Consider the following 16230-nt stretch of genomic DNA (forward strand, 5'->3'; position numbering starts at 1 on the left):
TCTCTTGTTTCATCTGTCGAAAGAATTCTTAAAGAATTTGGAGATAATTATGTAATTAATTTTGCTTAACTACTTAGAAGATGTCATGCTCAGAGCCTTGAATGAATTTAACCGCCTTACATTAACCTCTGTTCGGGATAATTTAGAACTGTCTTTGGGAGGGTTTTTCAGGCGAAACCTTTCTCAGATTTAGAGTATGTCTGCTGAAGCACTCGATCGATCGGTAAACTAGAAAAAGTAGAGACAATCGCACTAACATCGGGATGAATAGACCTCTTGCAAAAATAACTAGGACGGGCTCTGGGGCCCATTCAATAAATTTATGAAAAGGACTTTTGCAAGAGGTCTAATATGCTTAAAGGCGATCGCCTGCCTGGAATTTCCGTTGTGATCACGCAGGTTTTGCCGGGAGGGGTAGAGCATTTGCGCTGGATATTCTTCGATTTAGGTCACAGTAGCAAACTCCCCGTCCTAAACCTAAAAACAGTGGGTCTAAATCGATCGCAGCCGCTCTGGTTGCCGGGAGTGTCAAGCTAAATCCAACTAAGCCTAGAAATCCGTAGATTAAGGCGATAGTCTCAGAATTTAAGTTAGGAATTTCCCAGTGTAATTTCATTTAATCTCCCATATCGATAAATTTAGATACTCTGCGCTACACCTTACCCATATCACTTCTGAGCGTAGCAATTCTGCTCTTACCCACAAATGCTACAATCATCTGTAAACTTCTCTCTTTCTTAACTCTGCGTTCTCTGTGTTCTCTGCGGTATAAAAAACACTCATGTTGAAACTTTACGAATATTCTCCCTCTGGTAATTGCTACAAAATCCGCTTGCTTTTAACTCAGCTTAATCTTCCCTTCGCGAGGATAGAGATAGACATTCTCAAAGGAGCAAGTCGAACTCCTGAGTTTTTAATTAAAAATCCTAACGGGCGTATTCCTGTTTTAGAAATAGAAGCGGGTGAATTTTTATTTGAATCAAATGCAATTATATTTTATTTGAGTGAAGGAACAGAGTTTTTCCCCAGTAATAAATTTGAACGCGCCAAAGTCATGCAGTGGTTATTCTTTGAACAATACAGCCATGAACCTTTCATTGCGACTTCTCGCTTTTGGTATTTGACAGGTAAAGCTGAGGAGTACAAGGAAGCACTTCAACAAAAACAAGCACCGGGTTATGCTGCTTTGGGAGTGATGGAACAGCATTTAGCAAACCATGCTTTTTTTGTAGGCGATCGCTATACCATTGCTGACATAGGTTTATTTGCTTACACTCACGTTGCTGACGAAGGTGGATTTGATTTAACCAGATTTCCAGCAATTCAAACTTGGAGCGATCGGGTAAAAAGTCAGCCTGGATATATCAGCATTCAGCAATAACAAGATTCATGTTATTATAGATGGGTTCGGCAATCCCTGAGTTTTCACTTAAAACTCCCTACAAGTAGGGTACCTTAGATCAGTAGTGCGGACTGTTTTGAGTTCGTAGTCTGAAAGCGTCCATTTTCCGTTGGTAGGGAAATAGCGTTGGAGCCTTGCAACCCTTATTCTACACTTTGCCATCAAAAGTCCGAAGTATTGTTAAATGGCTCTGAAAAACTTCTGTCTAAGGTGATCACCGACACAGTGATGGCCGATCGGGGGTATCATACTGAATCAATACGTAAGTATTTGGCTCCAGGTACAACACAAGATACCAGTAATTTCGCCAGGGCGCAAGCCATGTAATCCTAGTGCTGACGACCTGGACTTCTACAAGGCTCATCAAGGGAATAAAAAACTGATAATTTCAACTGAAGCAGTATCGGATGATTACGATGCGTTTGTCTAGGTGTAACCAACTTTCTCGGTGCAAGTTACCTGGGTGCTGCCGTTATCTGGTGGAATTGATAACGCGATCTAGGAAGGGTGAAAGAAGAAGTATTTTTACAACGGCATCATCGGTGTCGGATGATCTAAAATAGAGAGAGTAGTATGAAAATTGCCCTAGTCCATGATTACTTAACACAGCCCGGTGGGGCAGAGCGTGTATTTGAATTGCTGTGTACACGCTACCCCAATGCTGATATTTTCACGTCTGTGTACGAACCTAAACAAACTATTGATCTGGGCGAACGTGAAGTTCGTACAACTGTACTTCAGAAGGTTCCAGGAGCAAGTAAGAATTTTAGGCTAATGGCTCCATTTTATTTTTCAGCCTTTCGAGCCTTGGATCTACAAGACTACGATCTGATTATCAGCAGCACCACGAGCTTTGCTAAAGCTGTGCGGAAAAGACCAGGAGCTAAACATATTTGTTTCTGTCACAATGTCACCCGGTTTTTGTGGGATACCACCACATATCTGCGAGACTATGCTACCTATCGAAATCTTTCTGGTATGCTCGAACCGATATTTCAGAAAATGAGGAAAGCAGATCTTGATTCAGCTCAGGAACCTGACTTTTATATTGCTAATTCCAGCACTGTTGCCAGTCGTATCCAGCAATTCTATGGCAAGCACTCAGTTGTTATTAACTATCCCATTGACATCAATAAATTTATTTATTCCAAAGATAAGGAGGACTTTTATTTGACCTCAGCTCGTCTTCTTGGTTACAAACGTATCGATGTAATTATTGAAGCATTCAATTGGCTGGGATGGCCATTATTGATCACGGGTGATGGCCCCGAGCGAGAGCGTCTTGAGTCCAGAGCTTTAAACAATATCAAATTTCTAGGTCATGTCAGCGATACAGAACGTAGTCAGTTGATGTCTAAAGCTCGTGGTGTTATTGTTGCTGCTTTGGAAGATTATGGCTTAGTTCCAGTGGAAGCCAATGCGAGTGGAACGCCCGTAATTTCTTATGGTAAGGGTGGTGTATTAGATACTCAGATACCAGGTAAGACTGGCATCTTTTTCAATCTACAGACACCGGAAGCTATTCACACAGCATTAATTGAGTCCAGTAAGATTGCATGGGATTACGAAAAAATTCGATACCATGCGGTCGATAACTTTTCCGAAGAAGTTTTTTTTAGAAAAGTAGAGAGAGTTATTGAGGAAGTTTGCAGCGATCATCAGCCATAAATATATTTGGTTTAATAGGTTTCTTAGCGAGGCGTAGAAGTGACTGAAAACAATATCTACTCAATGGCTGAAACAGAAGCTGGCTATGGAGAACTGTTTGCAGTTTTAATCCGCCGGCGCTTTTGGTTGCTAAGTGTCTTGTTTATTGTATTGGCTGCTGCCACTGCAAAAGCGTTGATAGACAAACCTACCTATAAAAGCTCAATGCAGCTCTTGGTAGAATCTAATTATCAAGGCAAAAAAGACAGTAAAACAGATAATCTCTTTGCTGATTCTAATGTTGAGATAGACAATGCTACTCAGCTTAGTCTGATGCAAGGCCCTATGCTCCTCCAAAGGGCGGTGGAATTGCTTAGCCCTGAGTATCCCGATCTCGATGTAGAGGAGATTAAAAAATACTTAACCGTCACTCAAGTGGCGGCTGGCAAGGGATCAGACAAGACTACTAAGATTTTTGAAGCAACTTATACGGCTAATGATCCGACTCAAACCCAAAAAGTTCTACAAGTAATGCAACGGGTTTATCTGGATTACAACCGAGAACAGCAGAGACTACGTTTAACTAAAGGTCTTGCCTTCATTAATGAACAATTACCAAAGGTTAGTAAGAATGTTGCTCAAGTTGAGGGTACTTTAGAAGAGTTTCGCAAAAATCAAAATCTGATTGAACCAGAAGTACAAGCAAAAGCTTTGACTGAGGCAATTAACAACATTCAGCAGGATCGACGGGCCAATCAGGCGACTAGAATGGATCTTCAGGCTCAATACGACTCTTTGCAGCAGCAACTTGCTAGTTCTCCCCAGGAAGCGCTCGTTGCAGCACGGCTAAGTCAGTCTTCTCGTTATCAAGCCTTACTCAACGAAATCCAAAAGACAGATTTAGCGATCGCCCAGCAACGGATACGCTTCACTGACAGAAACCCAGTTATTCAAAAGTTACTCTCGGAGCGCAACAAGCAACTAAGTCTCTTGCAAGCAGAAGGGCAACGTGCTACACCAGAAGTTTCTGCTCAACTTCCTGGTACTGGAGAAAGCCTTTTGACCGAAAGGCAACTCGGTGCAACCGACTTAACTATCGCTACTAAGCTTCTGGAGATTCAGACAAACTTAAAGGGTTTAAGTGCACGCGACGAAGAACAGGCAAAAAAAGAGCAGCAGCTCCGTGTAGAACTCGCTCGGTTTCCTAATCTATTGGCTAAGTACACTCGTCTACAAACAGACATACAACTCAAGCGTGAAACATTTCAACAGTTAGAGAAAGCACGGCAGGACTTAAGCCTGGAAATTGCCCGAGGTGGATTTGATTGGCAAGTTGTGGAAGTACCGCAGCTCGGTATAGTGAGTAATTCCAAAAAACGGCAGAACGTTATGCTAGGTGTCGTGGTTGGGTTGTTCTTGGGTGTTGCTGTGGCTTTTATTCGCGATATGTTGGATGATTCTGTTCATAGCTCGGATCAGTTAACAAAACTGGTTCCCCTGCCTTTACTAGGCATGACTCCACAACTACCGCAAATCAAGAAGAACAAACTAATCATTAAGCTACCGTTCGGCGGCAAGCGACAAGCTTCCGCCGCTTGGGCAAGCGAACCCATCATTAAGCTACCTTTCGGTAAGCCAGAAGGTATGGCACCTTGCACGATTGAAGTAATTCATAGTCCACCTGTTTGGGAATCCTTTGATCTAATTTATAAGAACATTCAACTTCAAAGTTCGGGTTCGATGTTTAGTCCTTTAATAATTACTTCAGCATTGGAGGGTGAGGGAAAATCAACAATCGCATTAGGTTTGGCAATTAGTGCTGCGCGTCTACATCAACGGGTACTGCTAATTGATGCTGATTTCCGTCAGCCGATGCTGCATACACAGCTCAATATTCCTAATGAGTATGGGCTTTCAACTTTGCTGGAAACTAACGCTAAAGTGCCTATACCCAGTCATGTTCCAGCATCAGACTTATATGTTGATATTTTGACTTCTGGGCCAATACCCAAAGATCCAGTAAATCTGTTAAGTTCTCCTCAAATGCAGAGATTAATGGCAGGATTTGAGCAGAGTTATGATTTAGTTCTGCTGAATGCACCTCCCGTTTTAGGGATGGTAGATGCTCTGCTGATTGCATCTTGTTGCCGGGGGGTAGTGTTGGTGACACGCATTGATCGGGTGACAAAAACTGCACTTACTGAGACTACAGCCATGCTGAACAAGTTAAATACGATCGGGGTAATCGCAAATGGTGGTATTAGTCTCAAAAAGAGTAACAGAGCCAGTGTCAAATCATAAAAATATTTCCGTGAACAGAAGCGTTGTTTGACCAGTTTTTGTACCAGACTTTTACGCTCCACCAAACCGGGTGGCAACTTTTCTGTCAAGTGTACTGTCACTATTTTTTCTCGGAGGTCGATAGAATATGATTGGGAGCGTGTCACTTTTACAATGAGTATAAATACTCATAAACTCCAACGTGACTTTTTTACTGATGATCGGTATATAGCGTTTCTCAGATAGATGAGCTATGCAATAAGGCTTGAAATACTTGATATTCACGGAATCTCGTCTACTTCATTTTTACAATAAATGCTATGATCGGCGATAATTATCATCTCTTCCCACTTGATATACAGCGGATTCCAGGTTTATGAAGTACAGTAGCAGCAGCTTGTAAACCAGTTTTTAAAGTGCTGTGGATTAACCAAATCAAGCGCAGTAGCTAGTAAAACGTCAACCATCTTGGTAGTAGTGGGCGAAAACTTACGTAAAAAAGCTTTGAGTTGTGACCACCATAATTCGATCGGATTAAAGTCAGGAGAATAAGGTGATAAGTTCAGGATACTGGCACCAGCCGCTTGAATCAATGGTTCAATCACCGCCAACTTATGGGCTGGTAGATTATCCATAACAACGACTGCACCTTTCCATAAGTTTGGCACTAAACACTGTTCTACAAAAACTGCAAATGCCTGACTATCCATCGACCCATTCAGCGTCATTAATCCTACTACTTTTTTTAAGCTGATTGCTCCAATAACTGTTACTTTTGCACCCCGATAAAAGGGTTTTAAATCATAGACTCTACTACCATATCTTGAACGTGCGTGGGTTCGTGTCAACCCCAATAAAACGCCCATTTCATCCAAAAATACCAGGTTTTCAGGGTCGATATTTTTCACTTTCTCCCAATACTCACACCTCAAAATTTGCACTCGGTCGGTGGCAGATTGACTACTCCGTATTGTTTTTTTTTTCGCGTCATATTTTGTTTTTTTAATTCGCGACACATCATACTAGGGCTGACAGATTGCTTGTGGCTATCTAGCCAGTATTCACAATATTCTGATCAAGTGCTATCCGGATATTTTTCCACCATCTCGATCAATTTAGTTGTCGACGAGTGTAACACACTTTTCAGGCTTCCCCCCGGTTTTTTTGGTTGAAGGTGGCCAGTCGTTTGTTTTTGTTTTAAGATTTTTTGCACAAACGCTTTACTGACATCAAAACGTTGGGCTACTTTCCTGACTGATGTATCACCTTGTTCATACGCTTTAACTATTTTTATACGAAACTCGATCGAATAAGCTTTCATTTTTTCGGCTGATGTACTGAATGTAGTGTACCACATATACATGGAATCTGCTGTATAATCATGACACCCGAACAACAACAGGCAATTAAAACACATCTAGATGCTATTTCTGTCATACTTTATGATGATTCTAATCCTGATTGCTTGCAGACATTAGAAGATATTGAACTGGCAGTTAGAGACCAAGTTTTGACTCATGTGACACCACATATCGGCTTTTTTTTATCTGCTCAACTACCGGTACAAAAGCCGGAAGAATCAAGACATTAAAAAGCACTCTTGGTAATTTAAGTATCACTCAGAAACAAGCAGATAAACTAGGCTGTGGCAGCCGTAGTCGATTGAGTCCACATTTAGAAAACTGTTGCTTAAGACTGAGTGCCAATGTTTCTTATCAGCATGCAGCTCTTGATATTAAATATCTAACGGGAGTGAGTGTTGCGTCTAAAACACAACGCCAGATTAGTACATTATCAAGACTTCCACCAGCCCATCGCCACAGCAGATATTGAGGAGCTAAGTGCAGATGGTGGAAAAGTACGACTCAGGAGACCTCAAGGACAAAACTCTGAATGGAAAGACTATAAAGCAATTGTGTCGGAAGCTGGTATGGTGGCTAGTTTTAATCAAAATGATATCATCATTAATTGGGCAAATAAACAACCACTAGCAAAACCTATAACTTGCTTGGGCGATGGACATGATGGAGTGTGGAATATATTTAAGGAAATCAGTTGCGAACAGAACAGAAGAGAAATTCTAGATTGGTATCATCTGAATCAAAATCTTCAAAAAGTAGGTGGTTCAATAAAGCGACTTAAGCAAGCAGAAGCATACTTGTGGACAGGGAATGTAGAGAGTGCGATAGCTCTATTTACAAAGCTCAAGAAAAAATCAGCAGTGAATTTTGGCAAATATTTAGAAAAGCACAAAGACAGGATTATCAACTATGAAGTTTTCTCTCTTGATGGCATTTGTTCAATTGGTTCGGGAGCAGTAGAATCAGGCATTAAGCAAATAGCCAGACGAATTAAAATATCTGGAGCGAGTTGGAAATCCGAAAATGTGGGACAAGTATTAGCTCATCGTTGTGCTTACTTGAACGGCTTAATTGGTAATCAGCGAAAAGTTGCCTGAGTATAATTACTCAGTACAAAAGTGACATGCTCCCATATGATTTCCTTTGCTTTGACTCTTTAATGATATTTCATTGATGGTAAAACTGGAGGTTACAACGCGCGAAGCAACTTTGCTTTTCTCAACAGGATATACAAGCTGCAACCCTTATTTATTCTCATTCCTAGGCTTCTTTGTCACCCTCCCAGTAGTAGTGCTTACTTATTAGTCAGTTTATATCGGCTGAAATCAAGTAGAAAATAATCCATCCATAACCCGCAGTTTGAAGCTTGTCTAGGCTCCAGGTAATTCAGCACACGCACCGTACAACCGCTATCTGTAAGCCGTCAAGATAGTAAAAAATTTCTGCTTATTTACCATTTTTTTGACGAAATGGATCGAAACCAGCAACTTCGGCCAGCGTATAAAGTGGCCGGCCCTTCACCTCCTCATAAATCCGCCCTATATACTGACCCAAAATCCCAATACTGACCAACTGTACCGCACCCAAAAAGAAAACTGCCATCATCACAATTGTTAAACCAGTCAATGCCGAACTTGGATAAAAAAGCCGCCAATACAAAATCAAAAAAGCCATTAACACAGATATAAATGCTGCAAATAAACCCAGATAAATCGAAAGTCGGAGGGGAACTTTTGAAAAAGATACTAAACCATTCATCGCCAAACTTAAAGATTTTCTGAAGGTATACTTAACCTCGCCTGCAAAGCGCGGATCACGTTCAAACTTAACCGCCGTTTGTTTAAAACCAATCCAAGCCCGCAGTCCCCGAATGTAGCGGTTACGTTCTGGCATGGCGTTGAGTACATCCACCACGCACCTATCCATCAAACAAAAATCTCCAGTATCTATCGGAATATCAACATCAGCAAGATGACGCAAAATGCGATAATACATATAAGCCGGCAACCGCTTAAACCAACCTTCTTGACGGCGTTGAGTGCGTTGAGCGTAAACAACTTGATAGCCCTGCCGCCACTGTTCTATCATATCTATAATTAGCTCTGGTGGATCTTGCAAATCGCCGTCCATGATGACTACAACTTGACCTCTAGAAAAGTTTAAACCTGCAGTTACAGCTATTTGATGACCGAAATTGCGGGCAAAACTGAGGTAACAAATTCGCGCGTCTTTTTCGTGCAATTCTCGCAAAATGTCCAGAGAGCGATCGCGACTGCCATCATTGATTAAAATTAATTCTACTGGGCCGTCCATTCGCTCCATCACGGCACTAATGCGCCGATACAATTCAGCGAGATTTTCTTCTTCGTTATAGATAGGAATTACCAAGGAATACTTAGGTGTATCGTTCATTGCAGTTTCTGTTTAAAAATCGGTTTTTCAACCGTTAAATCAAAAGTTTCTTTTTTCCCAAACACCCTGGCTGCTTCACGAGAGAGAGATTCGGCACGTAATTTCGCTCTTTAAGCGAGACAACAGCATCCCACAAAATAGCCGCATACCAAAATTTATCTATTTTCTTAAATACGAAAAATAAAAGATACCATAAGACTGACGCACAGCGAAAATATCTGTTATCATAGATGTTTAGTCAGATATATAAAAATTACAATCATAACCCATCGATTCAAAATTGCATGACCAATTCCAATTATCTTTGGCAAGCAAATCAAGACTTAAGCGAAGCTTGTCTGCACCATCCCTTTGTCAGAGGCATTGCTGACGGCAGCCTCCCCCAAAATAGTTTTGCATATTACGTTGCACAAGACGCATTTTTTCTGGGAGCATTCGCTCGCGCTTACAGTATCGCTGCTGCAAAAGCACCCGACTGGGAGGGGTTTGAAATCCTCCACAATCTCGCTAGTGGCGTTTTAGAAGAACTTCGTTTGCATCAAGGATATGCAGCCAAATGGGGTGTAAACTTGCAAGAGACAAAACCGGGAACTGCTACCCGCCGCTACACAGATTTTTTATTAGCGACAGCCTGGGGAAGTGGTGTAGGTTTGACAGTAGCCGCCATGACTCCTTGCTTGCGGTTGTATGCTTTTTTGGGACAGCAGCTAGCTAAACCTAATATACCGAAACACGCCTTTAGCGACTGGATTTCCACCTATAGCAGCCCGGATTTTGAGATTTTAGCAAAACGGCTGGAAAGTTTGGTCGATCGCTACGCAGAGGCTGGGCCAGAGGTAGAAGCCACCTATCGCTACGCTATGCTGTGCGAAAGAGACTTTTTTCAGGCAGCTTGGGAAATAGAGTAAATTAAGTTTATGGAAAAGATATGGAGAAGTATCTTAAGCTACCTACACGCAGTAAATTTAACAGCTATGTACAGCAGGAATGTAGCAAATAATGTCCTAACAGCATATTCCCAACGAGGCTGACTACTCAACACTAAACCGACTCCCACCGAGAGGGAGACAATGCCGTAAGCGTAGGGAAGAACCGATTGCATAATACTAGAGCTGATCAGTAGCGCTAAAGAGCAAAAGCCGAAATAGATGACTGTAATGCTCAGCCATTTTCGCCCATACCACAACAAATAGCCATTGCCCCAAATCAGGGCAAATTTACTAACAGCTTGCAACCAGCAACAATGCACGCAAAAACGCCCAACTATTAATGAGTACCCCTGCTAATTCCACTTGCATTCCCAGAGTCGTGAAGCCGCCCATCAGCAAAGAAAATAGCGGATAAAAAGCAACAGAATGCTGATGCCCATCATCTGCATAGCTGTAGCCTAAATTAGCGATTTATATGTGCCATTTACCGTCCCATCAGAAACCACATAGCAATTACCAAAATTACCCAGTCCCGGCTTTTGGAGCGCTCCAGGCGCGGAATTACTTCTAGCCCTAAATCAGTATTTGTCATGGCTAAAACAGCGCAAGACTGTAGATTTAAAATTAAAGTATAGTCCGCTGCCGAGCGCTCGCCAAATATATACGTAAGTACAGCCGTACTGCTAATTTTAACGTCCGAGTTTATTGGGAATCCCTTCGCAGCCGCCGGGAATAGTCTCTCTCGACTTCGAGCCGCACCAAGCGCAGCAGTAATAGCGCTGCTCCTCCGACAGCCGCTTGACACCGGTGAAATCAACACGTTCAACCACAGCGCCGGTATGTTCGCCCGTTTGATAGTTGGGAAATTCGGTACGGCTGCGGGGGGATGCAGTTTGTGCCGAGCCGTAGAATAATGCGGCGGCTCTCATGTCGGCGCGAGCGAGATTGGCGTCGTACAAGACAGCGCGCGAGAGGTTAGCTTTCACTAAATCGCACTTGCTGAGATTGGCGCGGACGAGGTTGGCTTCGCTCAAATCCGTCCACCGCAAATCGGTGCCAGCCAGGTCAGCACCCGCTAACATGACATTGAGATCGATAACGCGGATACCGTGATCTCTATCTTCAGCGTAGCCACCGTCGCCGTCAAGGATGGGGCGGCCTAAAAGCCGATCGCGCTTCAGCGGAGTAACCAATCTCGACTGCGATAAAAACCGCAGAATTTTAGCTTTACCTTCAGCATCTACACTGCTCATAATCGCAGCGGTGCGGCCTTCTGCGATCGCCCTTTCCTGCGGCCAGTCTTCCAAAAACCCTTGTTCGTCAAGGGCTAAGTCCGAAACCCCTTGAAAATAAGCATCGATCGTTTGCTGCTGCGTAATTCGATTTTGCTGAATAGTCAAATCTTTGGATATCACATACTGCCGCCAAGCCACGTAAACGCCCAAAATCGCGATCAAAATTTGGCCCAAAGCGCCGATCAGCTCGCCGAGAGCGCCGATCGCGTCCCAGTTGATTTGGATGTTGCGGCTTCCCGGTTCAGTATTACTACCGCTGAGCATCAGCAAGCCAACAATCCCAGCTAAAAGCCCAAAGCAAGCGACGATCAGCGTGCGCCAAGTTGGCGGAATTACCTGCACCCAGATTTTGCCCCAACTCGGCCACATTAGCCGCAGCGATATGCCGATCGCACCGACGGCGCCAATTAAGCCCAGCCAAATGTTGTCATTGGCCAGCCCAAAAATCATCGCTGCGATCAACCCCAGCGTCAGCACTGACCCCGACTTCTCAGGAGTCGTTTGTTCCGGCTGCTGCGGCAAAAACACCTTGCGAGTTGGAGGCGGCGGCACCGGTTTTTCCGGTTCAGCAGTAGCGACGATTGTCCCTGATTCTGGTGGCACAGTAGGGCTCGCACCGTTCTGACTTTCTACAGTCACGTTAGATTCAGGGCGATTGGGTTGAGAAGAGTTTGGTTCGGGTGTCATGCGTTGAGGCAAATTCTAACTGTGGCTGGTCAATAAAACGATTTTAACTAACCAAGCATGATTCTAGATAATATTACAATAGAAATCTCCACTAATTACACTCAAACAGGTAACATACTATGGCCCTGGTACTCCCCAATCTGCAAGAAAAACAAATGGGTCAAGTAATCACTACAATCACCGTCACGAATTTCATCGATCTAGTTATGGCTGAACGGGGATTCATTGCTGCTGAGGAAGTTCGCTCTGTTACCCTCGATAACGTTGTTGTCGATACCGGAGCCACTCTGCTTTCCTTGCCCGCTCCCATTATTAGCCAACTAGGTTTAAGACAAGTAGGAGAAAGAGATGTAGAAACCTCGGCTGGTATCAAAAAAGGTCGAATTTTTGCAGGCGCTCAAATTATTGTAGAGGGGAGAGAAGGCAGATTTGATTGTTTAGAATTGCCCGCAGGCGTTTCTGCTGTTTTGTTGGGCGTGATTCCCATGGAAGAACTAGGCTTAGAACCAGATTTGAAAAATCGACAGTTGCGAGTATTGCCGATGAACAATCAGCAAACATATCTGATGGGTTAGTTGAGTGGCGTTTACCGTAGCACAAACCTCTCGCCTGTGATTCCTATCAGGTCCAGTCAATTACCCGCCATCAAAAATATTGGTAGTGAGGACCAAACTCCTCATAAAAATTTGATAAACTTATTCCTAATTGCCAACGAATTTTCTTTATTTTTGAGAGGTTAGATATTATTAAGTACCGTAAAAAACAACTACCAAAAAAAATGGGTTTTAGGTATATGTAAGATTTTTGCCCAACATCTAGCGAGCAGAATAAGCCTTGAGCAAATACACGCTAACCGTCCCAAATATCAAAAAAACTAACCCTAAAAGTAACTCGATACTAAACCTTTGAGCATTGCCCAAAGCGACAAGAATTTGCTGCCGCACCACAAACGCCAACAGCCAGCAAATCTCCGCCTTCAGCCAAACCAAAAGACCTCGCCCCAACAGATATTGCCGGCGAGCGTTCTCAGAAGTAATCCGTACCGGATAATTAAAAGTATGCGGATAGCGCGATACCGCAGTTAAAACCGCAAAAATAATGGCAGCAACCGCAGGCATGATCCAAATCGTCACCTTGTCGCCCCAAGCATCAGCCAGCCCCCCCAAGCCAAAATGAATCGGAATTCGATCGGGCAAAACCGCCCAAAACTTGACGATGAGCAAAACAGCCAGCAAAAGCGCGATCGCACCTAAAAGCTCTACCGCCACTAAAACAGGCGAAAGCCCCAGAGAAATAACCGGCCGTTGGTTTGGTGCGTTTCCAGTCATGGCTACTTAAAATTAGATTAATATTGAAAATAATAGTATTGCTTCCTATTTCATTCCCCAACAGCTTTCGTTGGGGGTTTCCAAACATCCCGCGAGGTTCTATGACGGCTCAGGTCTTGATTGAAAAGAAAAAGTTAGAAAAACCGCCCCTAACAATACACACATTAGGCGATCGCGTCCTGCGGCAGCCAGCGAAGCGCGTCAAAAGCGTCGATGCAGAAATTCGGCAGCTAGTCCGAGAAATGCTGCAAACCATGTACAGTGCGGATGGTATCGGTTTGGCCGCCCCCCAAGTCGGAGTCAACAAACAAGTAATCGTGCTCGACTGCGACCCGGAAAACCCTGCCACACCCCCAATGGTTTTGATCAACCCCACCATCAAAAGTAGCAGCAGCGATGTCTGCATCTTGCAAGAAGGGTGTTTGAGCATTCCGGGAGTTTATTTAGAAGTCAAACGCCCAGAAGTCATTGAAGTCTCCTACCGCGACGAATACGGCCGCCCACAAACCCTGATAGCAACCGAGTTACTGTCGAGGGCAATTCAGCACGAAATGGATCACCTCAACGGAGTGCTGTTTGTAGACAGAGTAGAAAACAAGCTGGCACTGAATGAAGCATTAGTCAAGCAGAAATTTTCGCCAAAGGCAGTAAAATCAGTATGATGGCAGGAACTCCGAAAAGTGGTTTACTATTAGCTCTTTCGTGCATCACTGCGATCGCGGCAGTCGGCTCCATCTTTGAGCTGTCATCGGGAGAAGCTCAACTTGGCAATTTAGTCACGGGCATCATCCTCGCCCTGAGCGTACCCCTAACTGGCATATTTTTCTATGCAGCCGTTCAGGATGCCAGGGCAAATCTATAAGCAGAGTTATTAGTCATTAGTCATTAGTCAGCAGTTATTAGTAATTAGTAATTAGTAATTAGTCAGCAGCTAACAACCAATAACTGTGGAATAAAGATTGCTCAAAAATAACATCAGCTAACAGCTCGCGAGTTCATGACCAATGACTAATGACTAATGACTAATGACTAATGACTCATAACTCATGACTAATGAAATCGGATTTCTGCGACAAGTGCCAGCCAAAGAGGCTGCGGGAACGCCAGCATCCAAGTACCAACTTTCTGAAGATGGGGAATTGGTCATCGGACGCGATCGCAATTGTCAAATAGTTTTAGAGTCGATCGGTCACGGCATGGTTTCCCGTCGCCACGCCATGATCCGTCCCCTAACTCAGGGTACTTTGACGAGATGGCAAATTTGCGACCTCAACAGCGCTAACGGAACTTATATCAACGGACAAAAGATCTCTGGCTGCCAAACTTTAGAAACAGGCGATCGCATCAGTCTCGGCCTTGACGGCCCTGAATTTATATTTGAATCTCCCGTAACCACTTACCAAAATCAACCCGGATTAAGAGCACCACAAACTGGCAATTTTGCTGGTATCGAAAAAGATGCTCTCACTTTAACTCAATTATTCCCGATCGCCTCCACGGGCAAACAATTAAGCCAAAAAGCTTACTTATATCCAGGTATCGCCACAGTTATTGTTGTCGTTTCGATGTTTGTCGCCGTTGGAAATTCTGCAGCATTCAACTTGCTGCTGTCAGCTTACCTCGCCGGTGCGGCTTACTACTTTATCTATCAACTATGCGGCAAACACAAGCCTTGGTGGGTCTTGCTTGGTTCGGCTTTAGCTACAGTCCTGATTGTGATCAGCCCCTTATTAATTGGATTTATATTAGTATTTAGAGAAATTTTGCCCGGTCGCCTGCCAACGGAAGGCGAAACAATCAGTTTTTTGCCTTTTTTGACCAGAATGTTTTTCGGGGCGGGTCTAATGGAAGAATTGCTGAAAGCCCTGCCCGTTTTGGGAGCGATGTTGCTGGGAAATTGGCTGAAAAATCCGTGGCGCGATCGAATCGGCGTTTGGGAACCTTTAGACGGAATTCTGTTAGGAAGTGCTTCGGCAGTGGGCTTTACACTGTTAGAAACTCTGGGGCAGTACGTTCCCAATGTCATCCAAAATGTCACCCTGCAAGCAGGGCCGGACGCCGGACAATTAGTAGGATTGCAGTTGCTAATTCCCCGCATTTTGGGTTCCGCCGCCGGACACATGGCTTACAGCGGCTATTTGGGATATTTTATCGGTTTGAGCGCCCTCAAACCCAGGAAGCGCTGGCAAATTTTGGGCGTAGGTTATTTCAGTGCTTCGGCACTTCACGCTTTGTGGAATGCGTCGGGAGCAGCCAGCGTACTTTTGCTGGCGTTGGTGGGAGTTTTGTCCTATGCGTTTTTGGTAGCCGCGATTTTGAAAGCCAGAGCTCTGTCTCCGAATCGAGAGCAAAATTTTGCAACTCGAATATTTTATGAAAAGTGACTGCTGACTGGTTAATTGTTGAGGTGCGATCGCACCTCAAGCTGCCATTTTTTTCTTTTGTTTTAACCAGCTTAAACCTGCCAATGCTAAAGCTGTCCCCCCAACGGTGAGAGGTTCGGGAACTGGTTCGGGTTCGGTATTCACTAGGTTGTAAAAAACCTCGGTCTGGACGCTCACTCCGTCAGCTAGATATACACTGCCTTGGTTTATACCTATATATAGCTCCCTATACCCCGCGAAAACAGAGCTCCACCTATCAGAGAACTCCTCGTCCGAAGCTATAGACCAAGATGGGTTACCCTGAACTTTGAGGTAAAAAGGCCCTCCTGGCTCGTCTGGAGGAATGATTATTTCTTTCGTCGCAGAGTCCCCACCGCGTGCTTGCAGTCCGCGAAAATCCCCTTGATAAAATAAAGCTGTAGGTGCGATCTGGGGGGGTGACAAGATGGCTAAGAGCTAGACTGAATCTGACTTATAGCCCTCATCCCCCGTTGGTAAAAATAGC

15 protein-coding genes and 1 pseudogene are annotated in these 16230 nt (G+C 43.9%); 9 read left to right on the forward strand and 7 right to left on the reverse strand.

Features of this window, described 5'->3' with window-relative positions; translation table 11 throughout:
* Positions 1-288: 288 nt before the first annotated feature.
* Entirely contained in the window at positions 289-423 is a 135-nt protein-coding gene (locus QUA83_RS30680) for a hypothetical protein (RefSeq protein ID WP_445301824.1), read from the reverse strand.
* Positions 392-616 carry a hypothetical protein gene (locus QUA83_RS28245; RefSeq protein ID WP_333297382.1) on the reverse strand — a complete coding sequence of 75 codons (225 nt, stop codon included), beginning with the start codon at positions 614-616 and terminating at the stop codon, positions 392-394. The genes QUA83_RS30680 and QUA83_RS28245 overlap by 32 nt, the downstream gene beginning before the upstream one ends.
* 165 nt (positions 617-781) lie before the next feature.
* Between QUA83_RS28245 and QUA83_RS28250 the strand changes: the two genes are divergently transcribed.
* The 3 genes from QUA83_RS28250 to QUA83_RS28260 all read left to right on the forward strand — a co-directional run bounded on the left by QUA83_RS28250 (position 782) and on the right by QUA83_RS28260 (position 5350).
* Positions 782-1381, forward strand: a complete 600-nt coding sequence (locus QUA83_RS28250) for a glutathione S-transferase family protein (protein ID WP_333297384.1) — start codon at positions 782-784, stop codon at positions 1379-1381.
* A gap of 594 nt (positions 1382-1975) precedes the next feature.
* Positions 1976-3070, forward strand: a complete 1095-nt coding sequence (locus QUA83_RS28255; protein ID WP_333297386.1) for a glycosyltransferase — start codon at positions 1976-1978, stop codon at positions 3068-3070.
* 39 nt (positions 3071-3109) lie between these two features.
* Positions 3110-5350, forward strand: a complete 2241-nt coding sequence (locus QUA83_RS28260) for a polysaccharide biosynthesis tyrosine autokinase (RefSeq protein WP_333297388.1) — start codon at positions 3110-3112, stop codon at positions 5348-5350.
* A 353-nt stretch (positions 5351-5703) separates the two neighbouring features.
* Here the strand turns inward: QUA83_RS28260 and QUA83_RS28265 are convergent, their stop codons facing one another.
* On the reverse strand, positions 5704-6345 hold the full coding sequence (locus tag QUA83_RS28265) for an IS630 family transposase (protein WP_333297390.1): 642 nt from the start codon (positions 6343-6345) through the stop codon (positions 5704-5706).
* A 365-nt stretch (positions 6346-6710) separates the two neighbouring features.
* On the opposite strand from QUA83_RS28265, the pseudogene QUA83_RS28270 reads away from it, so the two are divergent.
* Positions 6711-7787, forward strand: a pseudogene (locus tag QUA83_RS28270) (ISKra4 family transposase).
* Between the two features lie 349 nt (positions 7788-8136).
* Here QUA83_RS28270 and QUA83_RS28275 read toward each other — a convergent pair.
* Positions 8137-9102, reverse strand: a complete 966-nt coding sequence (locus QUA83_RS28275) for a glycosyltransferase family 2 protein (protein ID WP_333297393.1) — start codon at positions 9100-9102, stop codon at positions 8137-8139.
* Positions 9103-9386: 284 nt separating this feature from the next.
* Here QUA83_RS28275 and QUA83_RS28280 point away from each other — a divergent pair, with 284 nt between their 5' ends.
* Positions 9387-10010, forward strand: a complete 624-nt coding sequence (locus QUA83_RS28280) for a TenA family protein (protein ID WP_333297394.1) — start codon at positions 9387-9389, stop codon at positions 10008-10010.
* 710 nt (positions 10011-10720) lie between these two features.
* Here QUA83_RS28280 and QUA83_RS28285 read toward each other — a convergent pair.
* Positions 10721-12013: a pentapeptide repeat-containing protein gene (locus QUA83_RS28285; protein WP_333297397.1), complete on the reverse strand. Its 1293-nt coding sequence runs from the start codon at positions 12011-12013 to the stop codon at positions 10721-10723.
* A 119-nt stretch (positions 12014-12132) separates the two neighbouring features.
* Between QUA83_RS28285 and QUA83_RS28290 the strand changes: the two genes are divergently transcribed.
* Positions 12133-12588, forward strand: a complete 456-nt coding sequence (locus tag QUA83_RS28290) for an aspartyl protease (RefSeq protein WP_333297398.1) — start codon at positions 12133-12135, stop codon at positions 12586-12588.
* Between the two features lie 240 nt (positions 12589-12828).
* Here QUA83_RS28290 and QUA83_RS28295 read toward each other — a convergent pair whose 3' ends face one another.
* Entirely contained in the window at positions 12829-13341 is a 513-nt protein-coding gene (locus tag QUA83_RS28295; protein WP_333297400.1) for a DUF1648 domain-containing protein, read from the reverse strand.
* A 101-nt stretch (positions 13342-13442) separates the two neighbouring features.
* Between QUA83_RS28295 and def the strand changes: the two genes are divergently transcribed.
* From def to QUA83_RS28310, 3 genes are all read left to right on the forward strand, one after another.
* Positions 13443-14003 carry a peptide deformylase gene (gene def / locus QUA83_RS28300; RefSeq protein ID WP_333297402.1) on the forward strand — a complete coding sequence of 187 codons (561 nt, stop codon included), beginning with the start codon at positions 13443-13445 and terminating at the stop codon, positions 14001-14003.
* Complete coding sequence (locus tag QUA83_RS28305) at positions 14003-14203, forward strand: hypothetical protein (RefSeq protein WP_199292547.1); 201 nt, start codon at positions 14003-14005, stop codon at positions 14201-14203. The genes def and QUA83_RS28305 overlap by 1 nt, the downstream gene beginning before the upstream one ends.
* A 184-nt stretch (positions 14204-14387) precedes the next feature.
* The gene (locus QUA83_RS28310; protein WP_333297404.1) at positions 14388-15725 is read left to right on the forward strand and encodes a PrsW family glutamic-type intramembrane protease; all 1338 of its coding nucleotides are present in this window, start codon (positions 14388-14390) and stop codon (positions 15723-15725) included.
* A gap of 36 nt (positions 15726-15761) precedes the next feature.
* Here QUA83_RS28310 and QUA83_RS28315 read toward each other — a convergent pair whose 3' ends face one another.
* Entirely contained in the window at positions 15762-15902 is a 141-nt protein-coding gene (locus tag QUA83_RS28315) for a PEP-CTERM sorting domain-containing protein (protein ID WP_333297406.1), read from the reverse strand.
* Between the last annotated feature and the right edge of the window lie 328 nt (positions 15903-16230).

It is taken from the genome of Microcoleus sp. K1-B1, from assembly GCF_036704705.1.
Lineage (GTDB): Bacteria > Cyanobacteriota > Cyanobacteriia > Cyanobacteriales > Microcoleaceae > Microcoleus.